Origin of the sequence: Pseudomonas sp. NDM, from assembly GCF_003105095.1 — a bacterium.
Classification (GTDB): domain Bacteria; phylum Pseudomonadota; class Gammaproteobacteria; order Pseudomonadales; family Pseudomonadaceae; genus Aquipseudomonas; species Aquipseudomonas moraviensis_A.
The window spans coordinates 41,155-56,372 of the sequence record NZ_QETJ01000020.1 but is presented as its reverse complement, the minus strand read 5'-3'; the positions used below and the strand labels follow the sequence as shown (position 1 = coordinate 56,372).

The 15,218-nt window shown below is 60.0% G+C and carries 10 protein-coding genes and 1 tRNA gene; 5 read left to right on the top strand and 6 right to left on the bottom strand.

From position 1 onward, the window contains the following. Positions 1 to 280 precede the first annotated feature (280 nt). The gene (locus DCO47_RS07545) at positions 281 to 2,269 is read left to right on the top strand and encodes a U32 family peptidase (protein WP_116657839.1); all 1,989 of its coding nucleotides are present in this window, start codon (positions 281 to 283) and stop codon (positions 2,267 to 2,269) included. Between the two features lie 117 nt (positions 2,270 to 2,386). Here DCO47_RS07545 and DCO47_RS07540 read toward each other — a convergent pair. After that, positions 2,387 to 2,461: transfer RNA gene (locus DCO47_RS07540), tRNA-Gln, on the bottom strand. A gap of 307 nt (positions 2,462 to 2,768) precedes the next feature. On the opposite strand from DCO47_RS07540, the gene DCO47_RS07535 reads away from it, so the two are divergent. Next, on the top strand, positions 2,769 to 3,803 hold the full coding sequence (locus DCO47_RS07535) for an alpha/beta fold hydrolase (RefSeq protein ID WP_116657838.1): 1,035 nt from the start codon (positions 2,769 to 2,771) through the stop codon (positions 3,801 to 3,803). Between the two features lie 372 nt (positions 3,804 to 4,175). On the opposite strand, the gene DCO47_RS07530 is transcribed toward DCO47_RS07535, so the two are convergent. The 5 genes from DCO47_RS07530 to DCO47_RS07510 form a co-directional block, all read right to left on the bottom strand. Next, the gene (locus tag DCO47_RS07530) at positions 4,176 to 5,201 is read right to left on the bottom strand and encodes a GlxA family transcriptional regulator (protein ID WP_116657837.1); all 1,026 of its coding nucleotides are present in this window, start codon (positions 5,199 to 5,201) and stop codon (positions 4,176 to 4,178) included. 108 nt (positions 5,202 to 5,309) lie between these two features. After that, on the bottom strand, positions 5,310 to 6,671 hold the full coding sequence (locus DCO47_RS07525) for a hypothetical protein (RefSeq protein ID WP_116657836.1): 1,362 nt from the start codon (positions 6,669 to 6,671) through the stop codon (positions 5,310 to 5,312). Positions 6,672 to 6,742: 71 nt separating this feature from the next. Continuing rightward, positions 6,743 to 10,354: a type VI secretion system membrane subunit TssM gene (gene tssM / locus DCO47_RS07520; RefSeq protein WP_116657835.1), complete on the bottom strand. Its 3,612-nt coding sequence runs from the start codon at positions 10,352 to 10,354 to the stop codon at positions 6,743 to 6,745. A gap of 9 nt (positions 10,355 to 10,363) precedes the next feature. Continuing rightward, positions 10,364 to 11,800: a type VI secretion system protein TssA gene (gene tssA / locus DCO47_RS07515; protein WP_116657834.1), complete on the bottom strand. Its 1,437-nt coding sequence runs from the start codon at positions 11,798 to 11,800 to the stop codon at positions 10,364 to 10,366. Continuing rightward, entirely contained in the window at positions 11,788 to 12,345 is a 558-nt protein-coding gene (locus tag DCO47_RS07510; protein WP_256590097.1) for a type VI secretion system-associated protein TagO, read from the bottom strand. The genes tssA and DCO47_RS07510 overlap by 13 nt, the downstream gene beginning before the upstream one ends. A gap of 443 nt (positions 12,346 to 12,788) precedes the next feature. Between DCO47_RS07510 and tssB the strand changes: the two genes are divergently transcribed. Genes tssB through tssE form a run of 3 tightly spaced genes read left to right on the top strand, consistent with a single transcriptional unit; the run spans position 12,789 to position 15,217 of the window. Continuing rightward, on the top strand, positions 12,789 to 13,292 hold the full coding sequence (gene tssB, locus DCO47_RS07505; protein ID WP_083352643.1) for a type VI secretion system contractile sheath small subunit: 504 nt from the start codon (positions 12,789 to 12,791) through the stop codon (positions 13,290 to 13,292). A 38-nt stretch (positions 13,293 to 13,330) separates the two neighbouring features. Next, positions 13,331 to 14,803, top strand: a complete 1,473-nt coding sequence (tssC, locus tag DCO47_RS07500) for a type VI secretion system contractile sheath large subunit (RefSeq protein WP_083354309.1) — start codon at positions 13,331 to 13,333, stop codon at positions 14,801 to 14,803. Then, the gene (gene tssE, locus DCO47_RS07495) at positions 14,804 to 15,217 is read left to right on the top strand and encodes a type VI secretion system baseplate subunit TssE (RefSeq protein WP_116657832.1); all 414 of its coding nucleotides are present in this window, start codon (positions 14,804 to 14,806) and stop codon (positions 15,215 to 15,217) included. Position 15,218: the final 1 nt, after the last annotated feature.

The window sequence follows — 15,218 nt, the reverse complement described above, 5'->3', positions numbered from 1 at the left end:
CTCGCGATAGCGGTGTGTCAGTCGACACCTTCATTAACTGACCCACCGCTATCGCGAGCAGGCTCACTCCTACAATGGTTTGTGTGTAGCCGCGATTCCGAGTACACCGCGAAAAAACCCTGTGGGAGCGGGCTTGCCCGCGAAGGGGCCGGAACATTCAACACAATAGTCAACCGAACTGACCCGATCGCCAGCCACCATCGGGCAGCACACACGTGCCCGCCGCGCGTTTCACGGGTAGAATGCGCGCCTTGACCGTGACCGCCTGACTAAAAAAACTATGTCCTTGCCCAAGCATCACCTGGAATTGCTCAGCCCTGCTCGCGATGTCGCCATTGCCCGCGAGGCCATCCTGCATGGCGCCGACGCCGTGTACATCGGCGGCCCGAGCTTCGGCGCGCGCCACAACGCCTGCAACGAAGTCAGCGAAATCGCCGAACTGGTGGAATTCGCCCGTCGTTACCACGCGCGCATTTTCACCACCATCAATACCATCCTGCACGACAACGAACTGGAGCCGGCGCGCAAGCTGATCCATCAGTTGTACGACGCCGGTGTCGATGCGCTGATCGTCCAGGACCTGGGCGTGATGGAGCTGGATATTCCGCCGATCGAGCTGCACGCCTCGACCCAGACCGACATCCGCACCCTGGAGCGAGCGAAGTTCCTCGATCAGGCCGGGTTCTCGCAGCTGGTGCTGGCCCGCGAGCTGAACCTGCAAGAAATCCGCGCCATCGCCAATGAAACCGATGCGGCCATCGAGTTCTTCATCCACGGCGCGCTATGCGTGGCCTTCTCCGGCCAGTGCAATATTTCCCACGCGCAAACCGGCCGCAGCGCCAACCGTGGCGACTGCTCCCAGGCGTGCCGCTTGCCCTACACCCTGAAAGATGAAAAGGGTGGCGTGATCGCCTACGAAAAGCACCTGCTGTCGATGAAAGACAACAACCAGAGCGCCAACATCCGCGCGCTGGTCGAGGCCGGCGTGCGTTCGTTCAAGATCGAAGGTCGCTACAAGGACATGGGCTATGTGAAGAACATCACTGCCTATTACCGCCAGCGTCTGGACGATGTGCTGGAAGACCGCCCGGACCTGGCCCGCGCTTCCAGCGGGCGCACCGTGCATTTCTTCCTGCCCGATCCGGAAAAGACCTTCCACCGTGGCAGCACCGATTATTTCGTCACCGATCGCAAGATCGACATCGGCGCCTTCGATTCGCCGACCTTCACCGGCCTGCCGGTCGGTACCGTGGAAAAAGTCGGCAAGCGTGACATGCAGGTCATCACCCACGAGCCGCTGTCCAACGGCGACGGCCTGAACGTGCTGGTCAAACGCGAAGTGGTCGGTTTCCGCGCCAACATCGCCGAAGCAAAAGGTGAGTTCGAAGAAGACGGCGTGAAGCGCTATCGCTACCGCGTCGAGCCGAACGAAATGCCTGAAGGTCTGTTCAAGCTGCGTCCAAGCCACCCGTTGAATCGCAACCTCGATCACAACTGGCAGCAGGCGTTGCAGAAAACCTCTTCGGAACGTCGCGTGGCCCTGAGCTGGTTCGCCCGTCTGCGCGAAGAACAGCTGGAAGTGACCGCGACCAGCGAAGAAGGCATCAGCGCCAGCGTCACACTTAACGGTCCGTTCGGTGTGGCCAACAAGCCGGAACAGGCGCTGGAGCAATTGCGCGACCTGCTCGGCCAGCTCGGCACCACCCAGTACCACGCCACCGACATCAAACTGGATGCGCCACAGGCGTTCTTCATCCCGAATTCGCAGCTCAAGTCGCTGCGCCGCGAAGTCATTGAAGCCCTTACTGCGGCGCGTGTCGCTGCGCATCCGCGTGGCGGCCGTAAAGCCGAAACCACGCCACCGCCGGTGTACCCGGATTCGCACCTAACTTTCCTCGCCAACGTCTACAACCAGAAGGCCCGCGACTTCTACCACCGTCACGGCGTCAAGCTGATCGACGCGGCGTACGAAGCCCACGAAGAGCCGGGCGAAGTGCCGGTAATGATCACCAAGCACTGCCTGCGTTTCTCCTTCAACCTGTGCCCGAAACAGGCCAAAGGCGTGACCGGCGTGCGCACCAAGGTCGCGCCGATGCAATTGATTCACGGCGATGAAGTGCTGACGCTGAAGTTCGATTGCAAGCCTTGCGAGATGCACATCATCGGCAAGATGAAGGGCCATATCCTCAACCTGCCGCAGCCGGGCAGCGTGGTTGGCCACATCAGCCCTGAAGACCTGATGAAAACCATCCCGCGCGCTCCACACTGAGTGGGCGGCGTGCGCGGTGCTCCGGCATCGCGCACGCCTGGCTGACTGGCTCTGGCGCGGCAAATCGCAGGCAAAAAAAAACGCCAACTTCTTGCGAAGTTGGCGTTTTTTCGTAGATGGCAGGGGCGGCTGGATTCGAACCAACGCATGGCAGGATCAAAACCTGCTGCCTTACCGCTTGGCGACGCCCCTGTAGCTCTGGTCAGCGGCTCCGTGAGGATCGCTGTGAGAACGGGGCGCAATTTATCAACATTCGTTTCGTTTGGGAAGCCCGAGACGAAATATTTTTTGTTTTAAAACAGCCACTTATTATTTTCCCGCGAAAACACTCGGTTTCGTTGCCGTGTATCACAGTGTGTACGCGTCCCGCTGCCATACACGCCCTTGCAAAAACCTCCTTTGCCGACACAGAGCGGATACCTCGACACGCTCCAATGCACCCAGGGTTTCAAGGGTTCATCCAGCCCCTTGGCCACAGGCTCGCAAAGGAGACGTCAGCATGAAACAGGCTCTGCACACCTCTAAAATCACCCACGCGCTCGGCTTGTCAGTCCTGGCGCTGTCACTGTTCGGCGCCGTCGGCGGCGCTCAGGCGCAAACCACAGAACCCGCCGCCGTCAGCTATTCAGCGCCCTCGCCTTTCGGCGCGCTGAAGCACATCAAGGCTGGCGTACTCGACGTGGCCTACGCCGAAACTGGTCCTGCCGATGGTCCGGTGGTGATTCTGCTGCACGGTTGGCCTTACGACATTCACAGCTATGACGAAGTCGCGCCCCTGCTCGCGGCCAAGGGTTATCGCGTGCTGATGCCGTACGCAAGGGGTTATGGCGATACGCAGTTCCTGTCCAAAGACACCCTGCGCAACGGCCAGCCAGCGGCGCTGGCCAGCGACGTGATCGACTTCATGGACGCGCTGAAAATCAAACAAGCGGTGCTGGGTGGTTATGACTGGGGCGCACGCTCGGCGGACATCGTCGCGGCATTGTGGCCTGAGCGCGTAAAGGCCCTGGTGGCCGTCAGCGGCTATCTGATCGGCAACCAGGCCGCCGGCCAGAATCCACTGCCGCCCAAAGCCGAGTTGCAGTGGTGGTACCAGTTCTACTTCGCCACCGAGCGCGGCCGCGCCGGCTATGCCAAGAACACCCACGACTTCGCCAAACTGATCTGGCAACTCGCCTCACCGCAGTGGAAGTTTGATGACGCGACTTTTGATCGCAGTGCCAAGGCGTTGCAGAATCCCGATCACGTCGAGATCACTGTGTTCAACTACCGCTGGCGTCTGGGCCTGGTACAGGGCGAAGAGAAATATGCCGCGCAGGAACAGAAACTTGCGACTGCACCGTCGATCAGCGTGCCGACCATTACTTTAGAGGGCGATGCCAACGGCGCACCGCACCCGGCACCGGAGGATTATGCCAAGCGCTTTACCGGGAAATATCAGTTCCGGCTGATCGAGGGTGGGGTCGGGCATAATTTGCCGCAAGAGGCGCCGCAAGCGTTTGCGCAGGCTGTGATGGATGCGGATAGTCTCTGACAGACCCGACCTCAAAAGCCCCTCACCCTAGCCCTCTCCCGGAGGGAGAGGGAACTGATTGGGGGATGCTCAAGATTTACGCCGACCTGAGAGCGCTGTATTGAATCCATAATCGACATCCATCTTTCAGGTCGATGTACAGCGCAAGATGACAGCCCCGCCCTCAAAAGCCCCTCACGCTAGCCCTCTCCCGGAGGGAGAGGGAACTGATTGGGGGATGCTCAAGATTTACGCCGACCTGAGAGCGCTGTATTGAATCCATAATCGACATCCATCTTTCAGGTCGATGTACAGCGCAAGATACCTCGGTCGGCTCCCTCTCCCTCTGGGAGAGGGCTGGGGTGAGGGTTTTTGGGGATTGCACCGGTCGATCTATTTAACCAGCCGCTTCTCCTTCGAAGGCCGATAACCGAAGTACGAGCTGTAGCACTTGCTGAAATGGCTAGGTGAGACAAAACCGCAAGCCACCAGCACTTCCACCTGCGGCAGTTCGGTGTGTTGCAGCAGGCGTCGTGCTTCGGTGATGCGCAGTTCCAGGTAATAGCGTTGCGGCGTGGTGCCCAGTTGTTCCTTGAACAAGCGCTCCAACTGACGCCGTGAGCGGCCGGCGTATACGGCCAGCTGTTCCAGTTCCAACGGTTCTTCGAGGTTGGCGTCCATCAGCTTGATCACTTCACGCAGCGGCGCGCTGACGCAGATGTTTTCATCGGGTTTGATGCGCCGGTAGCGCGACTCTTCGAAGGCGAGAATGTCTTCGATGCCCTCGACCAACGCCTTGCCGTGCAAGCCCTTGATCCAGTCCAGCGCCATGTGGAAGGCCCCGGACGGGCTCGACGCGGTGAGCCGATCACGATCGATCACGTAAGGCTCGCTGCTGACATGGGTGTTCTTGGCGATCTCAGTGAGTGCCGGGCGATGTTCCGGGTGAATCGCGCAGCGATAGCCGTCGAGCAAACCGGCGCGGCCGAGAAACCACGAGCCATTCCACAAACCGGCCAGGCTCACGCCCCGCTCCGCCGCAGCCTTGAGCAAGCCGATGAATTCCTCGCTGGCGCGCAATTCAGTGCGATAGCCACCGCATATCACCAGCAGGTCCAGCTCCTGAAGTGCAGCAGAATCGAGGCGCGCATCGGGGCGGATGACCAGGCCCAGATCGCTGATCACCTCGCCATCGCCAAGGCCGAAAGTGCGCGACGAGAACAGTCCCGGGCGCAACAGGTTGGTGGTGACTACCGTGTCCAGCGCCTGGGTAAAGGCCGGAAGGGAAAAGTGTTCGAGCAACAGGAAACCGGTGCGGGTCACGCCGGTGTTATCGGGGTTCTGCTCATTCAGATAGCGAAGGTTCTTGCCCTTCATGCCACCGCTGAATTGACGTCGTTCAATCAAGGTCGGGTCCATCGGTCGTTGTTATGCGAGCGATAGTTGGCCGGTTCTGCGCAAGAGTCAATCATGGCTAGGGTTGAAGGACCATTACGCGGGTATGCAAGGCGCCGATCGCAATGCCGTCTATCGTTCCGAGAGTGACGTGCAATGGTCGCCCGGATGCTCTCGCTGCAGAAAGCCGCCGATTTCCGCTATAGCAAAACCAACGTCATACCCGGCACGAATCAATTCTGCGAACCTGAGCATCACTGAGGTCCCCGCATCCAGCGCCAACGCATTGACCATCAACTCACGTATGGGCGCGCACAGTTCGGCGTCGACACCGGTTGCGCACTCCTGCCCAGTGACATGGGTAATCCGTCTGCTCGCTGTGAAGCCGCTGGTGTATTCGTCAATGCCGAACAACTCTTCAAACAACATACCCAATGTACCTGCCGGTTGATGTTCCGGTCGGTTCCAGGATCTGAGCTCGAGCGACTCCCGTTTGGCCTTCTCCAAGTACCGCCTTATCTTTCCGGGAATCGTCGCTGCGGCTTTTACCCGATTGTAATATTGGTGGCTGGCCAGACTGGCAGCGTCTTTGACGACTTTCCACGCAACAAACCAGAGTTGAGTAACGCTGTAGGTGTGCAGGGCTGAGCGCAGGGTGCTTTTTATCTCGTCCCACTCTTGCTCGGCGAGTTCATGGCCGTACCGTTTGCAGTGGTCGCCAAAATATCTCATGACATCGGCAATGGCGTAATCCAGCCACAGATTGAAAATGCCGTCGACATCCGTATAGGTCCGTTCCGACAGAACTCGGATAACTTCGCCGCCGTCCACAGCAGTGGCGCCGGGCATCAGCACGTACGCCACCTGATCGCTCACTACCCACACGTCGTCCCCTTTCCAGTAATACGTTCCTGGCTTTGCCTTCGAGGGGTCCTCGAGAAGGACGCCCGCGTCCTTCAGAATCTTGAGAAAGTCGTCGAGATACCAAGGTGCCAGTCCTCGACAATCAGCCAGCGTAAAACCGGCCTGGGTCAGCCTTGGCGTGACCGCATTGTCCAGTGCTAGCAGTAACAGCGCCTGCGCGTCCGTGATCGCAGAATAATCCACAACCTGACAGGCTTGTTGGCGATGATATTCGGCAAGACGCGCCTCCAACTGTGCCGCTTTCGCTTTCTCAGCCTCCCTCGCCAAGGTATCCCGCTCATCCTGACAACGAGTGCAGAGCGTGGTCGAGCGTAATGCACTCTTCCAGACCTGGGAGCGGTTGCGGATTTCGACCCGTTCGTCGCATTCAGGACACGCCTGATTTTCATCGAACGCTCTGCAACGCTCACGTATGAAGGCCGCCATCGTGACGCCCTGAGGCAGTTGCAGCACCTCATTCAGTACATTCACTTTTTCAAGAAACTGCCCGGATTCATCCATCGCCCAGTAACGCTGAATCAACTCGATTTCTTTAGGGTCTTCGGTCAGTAGTTGTAGCCTGATTGTCATGCCAAGCGTCCTGTTGCATTCATGGTGAATTGATCTCGCCACCCGCCGATTTTGCGGATCGATTTTGTGCCTCAGCGTTGCGCAACACTGTCGTCGGTTCGATGCGCGGGGCGCTCCTCCAACAACGTCCTGGGCAACACAAACCCTTCAAAACTGCGCTGGGTAATCGGGTTGTTAGCCTTTTCTGCCCCGATCCGATAACGCATCAACCCATCAGCGACGGCAAAGGTCAGATCCACGCTGGTGTCGGTGCGGCCATTGAGGTGCGCGCGACTGAGCAACCGGAACAACGACCACGGCCCGCGATAGCTCAGGCTGGCGGTGTTGCCAGTGCTGTGCACCAGGGTCAGTTGGCTGCCATTGCTGTTGCCCAGGCTGTTGGGCCAGACCAGTCCGGTGCGTTGCGGCGCGCCGTGCTGGTAGGGGATCAACTGGCCATCGACGCTGAGCATGCTGCTCAGGCGAGTGGCGCTCAGGGCCAGAGGTTCGATGGTGAGTTGTACGGCCAGGTGGCCGCGATGGTTGAAAAAGGTGTCGCGGATGCGCTCGGCTTTTTTCAGTTGCTCAAGCACGTCGCTGCGCACAAGGTAGCCGCCGAGGCTGTCGGAATACAGGGCGTCGAGGTTGTCCTTGAGGAACACGTTCAGGTACTGATCGTGGAATTGCTGCAGTCGACCCTGAGGGCCGAAGAAGGCTTCGAAGTCTTCCAGCGAGGCGTCCTCGCCGCTGGCCTTGAACGGGTAACGGTTCGCCAGCCGCTCGCGGTAGAAGCTGTAAATCTCACTGCCCCAGCGTTTTTCCAGTTCGCGCAGGGCAGCGATGACCAATACCTGTGAGGTCTGGTCGGCGAGTTTTTTGACGTGCTGATTCAGCGGCTCGGGCAGTCCCACGGCGACGCGTTGCAGATTGGCGATCGGGTCAGCACCGTCCAGGGAGAAGCGGTTGAGTACGGTTTTCAGCGCCGCCTTGCCGGGGTCGGGGTTGTCGTGCACGGTTTTGGCGTAGTCGTAGACGGCGCTGACCGAGCGCAGGGTTTCTTCGTAATAGGACGGCTGTTCGCCTCGTGCGGTGATCAGCTCTGAAAGACTGGAGAATGCGCGCCGAATCCCTGCGGCCTGTTGTTGCCCCTCTGGCATCTTGTCCAGCTTGAGCGGCGCCTGCCCTTCAGCCAAGGGCACGGCCGGGTAGATCACGCTGTTGTCGCGCAGGGTTTCCAACAAGCGTCGTAGCGGTGCGGCCGGGCCAGTGACTTGTTCCAGTACCGCCACGCCGTGGCTGAGGTCGTCGAAGTCGGTGACCGCCAATTGATTCAGCGCCCGCCGCCAACTGTCGATGTAGTCGGCACTGTAGAGAGCGCGGATGCGTTGGGTCAGCACTTTACGGTCTTCGTCGGAGTAGTCCAGGCGTTGGCGCTCGCCGAGCACCCACTGGTCGATCATCGCCAGTTCGATGATGCCTTCGGTGCCGGGCTCGAAATAGTCCTTGAAGCCCTTGGCGGTGAGCAGCGGCGGCAATTGCAAGCCGCTGCCCTCCTGATCAGAGTTGAGCGGGCGGTAGACGATATCGAACGCCGGGCCGACCTCATTGCGCAGGTCCAGCGGGCGATGTAAACGCTCCAGGGCGTCCTGTTTCAGGCTCATGTAGACCCGTTCGGCCATGGGCAACTGGCGCAATTGCTGCTGCACCTGGGCAATGCGTTCACGGTAGTGCGGCAGGTCGGCGTCGGCGTATTTCAGCGCGTAGCCCAGGTGCCCCATCAGATCGGCCTGCAACTGGCCCTGGCCTGGATAGGCGCGCTGCCACTGCTTGGCAACCCACTCTTGGACAATGGCCGGTCGACGATTCTGCCGCTCTTCGAGCATGCGGTACACGCGCAAGGCCGCCAGTTGCTGATTGCTGCCGGCGGGCGCGGTGTCGATGGCGTCCAGTACACCGCTGGCAATCGCCGGCAGGAAGCGTTTGGACAGCAGATTGAGATAGGCCTCATCCACCGGCGGGCCGATTGCCCTGCCCTGATACAACCCCATATCCGACAGCAACGGCCAGGCCTCGCGGTAGTCGCCGTACACCAGCACCGCATCCCGAATCTGGTCCAACGGCACCAACAGGTTACGGCCGGTGGTATCCACCTTGGCGTCGATATCCCGACCACTGAATTCCTGACTTTTGGCCAAGACGCTGGCCGCCTTGTCACGGTTGACGTTGAAGTACAACTGCCAGGTCCCGATGATCACCAGACACCCCAGTGACGCGACACTGAACCCGGCGATCAGCAGCCGCCGTTTGCTACGGGCCACCTTGATGTTGTCGCCCGCCAGACCCGCTTCGGGGTAGATCACACGCTGGAACAGTTGCTGGGCAAAGTAGATCGCTGTACCACCGCCAGGTTTGACCTCGGGTGGCGGTGGTGGCAGCCGGTAGGCGTGCCCTGCCTCTTTGACGAAGGCATTACTCAGGGTTCCCTGCTGCAACACCGAAGAGAAATACAGCCCGCGAACCAGCGCCGGCGTAGTGAATCGATCACTGCCAAGCATTTCACTGAGGAAGCTGAACAGAGCCGGGCGCAGTCCGGCCATCTGCCGCGCCAACGCCAGCAGACGATCACGTTCGATCAAGGTGCGCGATTCACCCATACCATCGAAAATCTGTTCGCTCAGGCAGGCGACAAAGGTTTGATATTGGCGGGTCAGCTCAGCCAGCCAGACATCAAAATCATCCACGGCGTCCAGACTGAAAGTGAAACCCAAGAGGTCTTCACGCCCACTGCGCGACAAGCGGGCGAAGAACTCTTCGAACCCCTCCAGCAGGTCGAACTTGCTTAGCGTCACGTATACCGGCAAGCGCGTACCCAGCTGCCGCGTCAGCTCAAACAATCGAGTGCGCAGCAGGTTGGCGTGAGCCTTGCGTTGTTCGGGACGCTGCGCCAACAACACCTGCACATCGATCACCAGCACCACACCATTCAACGCTCGACGGCTGCGGTTGCGCGTCAGCCAGCCGAGCAGGTGCGACCAGAGGCGCGGGTGAGTGCCGGCGGGCAGTATCGGTTTGACCTTGCCGCGCTGCTCGCTGTTTTCAGCCGGTGAATCCGGGTGACTGAGGAACTCACCCGGCGGGTCGATCAAAACTGCTTCGTCGCCAATCCACCAATCCACCGGATAGGCCAGTTGTTCTTCCTGATCGACCCTGACCCCCGCCTTGGTCACATGCGACAAAGCGAAGCTCTGATTGGAGCGCGTGATCAGGCTGGTCTTGCCGGCATTTTCCTCGCCCAGCACCAGGTACCACGGCAGCTGATACAGCGAACGGCGGTGCTCCATGTTGTTGAGCAAATTGCCCAGGCTACGGTCCAGTGCCCGCTCCTGCGCCTCGATATAAGGCAGGCAAGGATCGGCTTGCACCGCCGCCTCATGCCGGCGCTCAACCTGCAAGCGCCGATAACGATTACGCACCCGCCACGCCCAGACCAGTAACGGCACCACCAGCACCACGACACTGGCCGAAACGCGCATCGCCAGTTCACTCAGCGGCTGATGCTCACGCCAGGTCCACTGCGGGCCCAGCCACCAGATGGCGATCAACAAAAACACCACGCCCAGCAGCGCCAATACCGGCACCGCCTGGTTGAACTGACGCAGCACCGGCAGGCTCCAGCGTTTGAGGTAACTCCAGACCATCCCCATAAATCGCTCCTACTCCTTAACCGCTTTGATCAAATGACTGTCGTCGATGGGTTGCGCCACTTTCCGGTACAACTCCGGCTCCCAGCCCTGCGCCGTGGTCTCGCGCATCAGCCGTGCAATGTTGGCGTACAGGTCGTCCGCCAACCACGACAGGCCACGCGAGGCCAGCAGATCGGCGGCAATCACCGTGGCGTAGCTGCGCTGGCGCGGGGCGTCGTGCGTGGCATGCAGTTCCTGCAGGCGTAACAGCACCACTTCCACGCCTTCGGTGTTGAGTTGGCTGGCCAGTTCGTCGCGCAGCCCGGCGTATTCCTGCACGGGGCTGCCGGTGGATTGCGCCTGGTCGGCGGCGGTGATCCAGGCCTGAGTTTGCGCATCCACGAAAGGCGTGCCGTCGCTGAAGCACAATTCCAGCAAGGCCGGCAAACGGCAGACAAACCGCTCGCAGGTCTGGCGAATGCCGGCCGCCACTTCTTCCATCGCCAGGCGCGAGGCGACCTCGGCGGCCAGGTAACTGCCGCGTAGCCAGTACGGCGAGGCGCAGACACTTTTTTCGATACGCAGCAGCAGCTTCGGCTCAATGGCGTTGTGGTTCAGCGCGTCCTGATAGCCGTCGACGATATCCTTGGGCACAGCGGTCAATTCGGTGCGACGGTCACGGGTGACGGGGGGCGCAGTACGCAAATGCGACCACAGGCCGAAGCGGCGCAGTTGGTAGCCGGTGGGGTCGTAGGGGTCTTGTTGATTGATCTGCTCGGCCATGTCCAACACGGCGCGGCGTTGTTCACGCTCGTTGCTTGGCGCTTGCGGTTTTGGGTTGGTGAAAAAGGCCGACTCCAGCACACTGCCGGAGGCGGCCGCACGGCTGGGCTCAGTGGCAGCGACCGGCTCGCTGTATTTGTCCAGCTGCCGTTGCAACGTGTCCAGCGCTGCGGCGTCGAGCTTGGCGCTGTCGACGCACTGTTGCAGATTAGCCAGCGCCCGTTGTGCTGCGGCCTGCCAGGCCGGCTCAAAACTACTGCGCTCCAGGGTCGGCAACACCTGCCCCAGGTCGCTCAACAGACGCTGCACTTGCTTGCGTTTGTTGAGGTAGCCGGTGGGACCGGGCTTGGGGTGGGCACTGTCCCAATACAGTTCGACCATGCCGGCCAACAAACCCAGGGCATCGGCCCAGCGCGCCCATTGCCGGGTGCGCAGCCACACCACCTGCAGGTGCGCGACGACGCGCCAGTGCTTGCACTGGGACGCCAGGTACTGGCGGGACGCTTCGTCGATATACGGCCAGTCGATATCGCCTTCGCGCAGGCCGCCGAGCTTGACCATCTCCTGGTCGATGGCCTGGTAGGTTTCATCCTCCACATCGAAATGCCCGGCGGGCTGTTCGGGGTCGATGGGTGTCAGCAACAGCTTGACGGTCTCCGCCGGCACGTCGATCACCAGCGACATACCTGGCGCTCCTGTTCGATCAGCTCACCCAGCCCTTCAGCGTCGAAGAGCAGGCCGTGCAGCGGGGGATAGTCGCTTTCCAGCCGCAGTCGCTGGCCGCCGCCCATGTGGCGCAGTAACGAGATAGCTTGCAGGCCACGTCCGGCATCGACCACCAGGCCGGAATCATCCAGCACCTGCCATTGATAGGCGTCGGAAATCGGGCGGTCATCCTTGAACAGCTGGATGCGAATCTTGTTGGGTCTGGCCGGCTCATCCAGCACCAATTGCAGGCGCGAGATTTTCGATTCACAACTGATGGCCAGTAGAGGCCGAGGCGGCAACGCGCCCAATGCCGGGGCTGAGATCACCAGCCGCTGTTGCTGGTCGTTGTCCGGTTCGGGGAAGGACGACAACAGAAAACGCTGATCCTCGGGTGGACGCTTGGCCTCATTGCGTTGGACCAGATCGACAATCGGCAATACCCGGCCCACGTCGCGCGGCGAAGCAGGCGGATGATGAATCGGCGTGCCGGCGGCCAGATCAAAACATTCCAGGCGCTTCAAGGGCGAGACAATGGCAGGGCAATCCTGAGTCGCGGCCTGCGCCTCCAAAAGGGCCAAAACCGACAGGCAAAGCCCCCATTTCCATCCCCGCCATCCGCTCTGCATCGACGCCTCCTCATAGGCTTGACTTGAATCCGCAACAGGCACTGCTCCAACTTTTTTTCAAACTAACGCAGCCCGACTGGAAGTCAGTTTAATTAACTTGTCGAGCCTCACCCGAGTTCAAATATTAGGCAAGTAGAAGAGCGACAAATCATTACCTCAACCCGCATTAAAAGAGGCGTCTCTCAGATTAATCCAAGGCGCTCGTAGGAAAAATCACAAAACAATAATTGGCATTTTTCCTACATACGAAAGCCACGAATCGCGTCCACATCGTCCTACATGACAAACCTTGCGACAGCTGTCTCTAATACGCCGACATTATGAAAAGGATTTTTCCTATGTCCAAAACTCATGGATCTGTCGCGCCAAAAGAACGCATCAACATCAAGTACGTCCCGGCCACAGGTGATCAGCAAGCTGAGGTGGAGTTACCTCTGAAGTTGTTGATCACTGGGGACTTCAAGGGTAAGGGCGAACTAACCGCCCTTGAAGACCGGCAATCCGTTCGAGTAGATAAGGACACCTTCAATGAAGTACTCACCAAAGCCGAAGTTGCGCTGGACATGGCGGTGCCGTCTGTTCTGAACAACGACCAGGACATCGACTTGAACATGCAACTCCGATTCAAAAACATCAACGACTTCGGTCCCGATGCCGTCGCCCGGCAAGTTCCTGAACTGAACAAGTTGCTGGAACTGCGTGAAGCCCTTGTTGCACTCAAAGGTCCTATGGGCAATGTCCCGGCCTTTCGCAAGCACCTGCAAAACCTGCTGACCGATGAAAACGCCCGTCTACGCCTGGCCAGTGAACTGAACCTGGTTCTGGACGCGCCCAACAACTGACTGGACCGCCCTTCTCAACGGAGTACTCCCCCATGCCCATGGAAAGCGCCGCCGCCCAAATTCTGGTGGCTGACGAACAGCCGTCGCTGCTTGATCAACTGCTGGCCAACACCACCATGCGCCCGTCTCAGGAAGGCTACGCGGTAGCTCGCCAAGGCGTGGCCGCGTTCATCAGCGAAATCCTGCAAAGCGGCGATCACCAGCAGCCGGTCAACAAGCACCGGGTCGACCAGATGATTGCCGAGATCGACCGCGCCGTCAGCAAACAGATGGACGTTATCCTGCATCAGCCGCAGTTCCAGCAACTGGAATCGGCGTGGCGTGGGCTGAAGCTGCTGGTGGATCGCACGGACTTTCGCGAGAACATCAAGCTGGAAATGCTGCACGTCACCAAAGAGGAACTGCTGGACGACTTCGACAACGCCGGCGACATCACCCGCAGCGGCTTGTACAAGCACGTCTACACCGCCGGCTATGGCCAGTTCGGGGGTGAACCGGTGGGCGCCATCGTTGGCAACTACACCTTTGGCCCCAGCTCGCCAGACATCAAGTTGCTCAGCTATGTGGCCTCCATCGGCGCCATGTCCCATGCACCGTTTGTCTCGGCTGCGGGCCCCGAGCTATTCAACCTGGAAGGCTTCCAGGGTCTGCCCGACCTCAAGGAGGTCAGCGACATTTTCGAAGGCCCACGCCACACCAAATGGCGCAGCCTGCGAGAATCCGAAGACGCCCGCCACCTGGCCCTGACCCTGCCACGCTTTTTGCTGCGCACGCCCTATAGCACCGAAGACAATTCGGCCCGCAGCTTTGGCTATGACGAAACCGTCGACGGCAACCACGACAATTACCTGTGGGGCAACACCGCGTTCCTGATGGCTTCGCGCATCACCGACAGCTTCGCCCGCTACCGCTGGTGCCCGAACATCATCGGCCCGCAATCCGGCGGCGCGGTGGATGATTTACCGGTGCACCTGTACGAAGCCCTCGGCCAATTGCAGGCCAAGATTCCTACCGAAGTGCTGATCTCCGACCGCAAGGAATTCGAGCTGGCCGAAGCCGGGTTTATCCCGTTGACCATGCGCAAGGACAGCGACAACGCCGCGTTCTTCTCCGCCAACTCGGTACAGAAACCGAAGAACTTCCCCAAGACCCGCGAAGGCCAGGAAGCCCAGACCAACTACAAGCTCGGCACCCAATTGCCATACCTGTTTATCGTCAATCGCCTGGCCCACTACATCAAGGTGCTGCAGCGCGAGCAGATCGGCAGCTGGAAGGAACGCCAGGATCTGGAGCGCGAGCTGAATGACTGGCTCAAACAATACATCGCCGACCAGGAAAACCCTTCGTCCGATGTGCGCAGCCGTCGCCCCTTGCGCGCCGCAAAAGTCGTGGTGCAGGACGTGGAAGGCAATCCAGGCTGGTATCAGGTGTCGTTGGCCGTGCGCCCGCACTTCAAGTACATGGGCGCCAACTTCGAGATCTCACTGGTCGGTCGGCTGGACACCCAGTAAATGGGCGCCAGCCTGTTCGAACGCCTGGAACCCGACGCACCGCGCTACCGCCCCGGCAGCGTGGATGAACAGGCGCGCCAGCGTGTCGAGGCGATCAAACGCCACCTGGAACAGGTGCTCAACTCACGCCAGGGCTGCTCGCAAAGCAGCCCTGAACTGGGCCTGCGCGATTTCAACGGCGTCACCCAGGCCAGCAGTGACCTGGTGGTGGCCATCAGCACCGATATCCGGCGTTCGGTGGAAGCTTTTGAACCGCGCATCAAGGTCACGGGCGTGCGCTTTCAGCCCGACCCGGACCTGCCGCTGGAGCTGAACTTTCGCCTCGATTGCCAGGTGCGGGTCAACCACAAGGAAGAACAGGTGCAGATCGAGGTGGCCATGCATGGCCGCGACGGCTACACCCGCGTGAGATGAG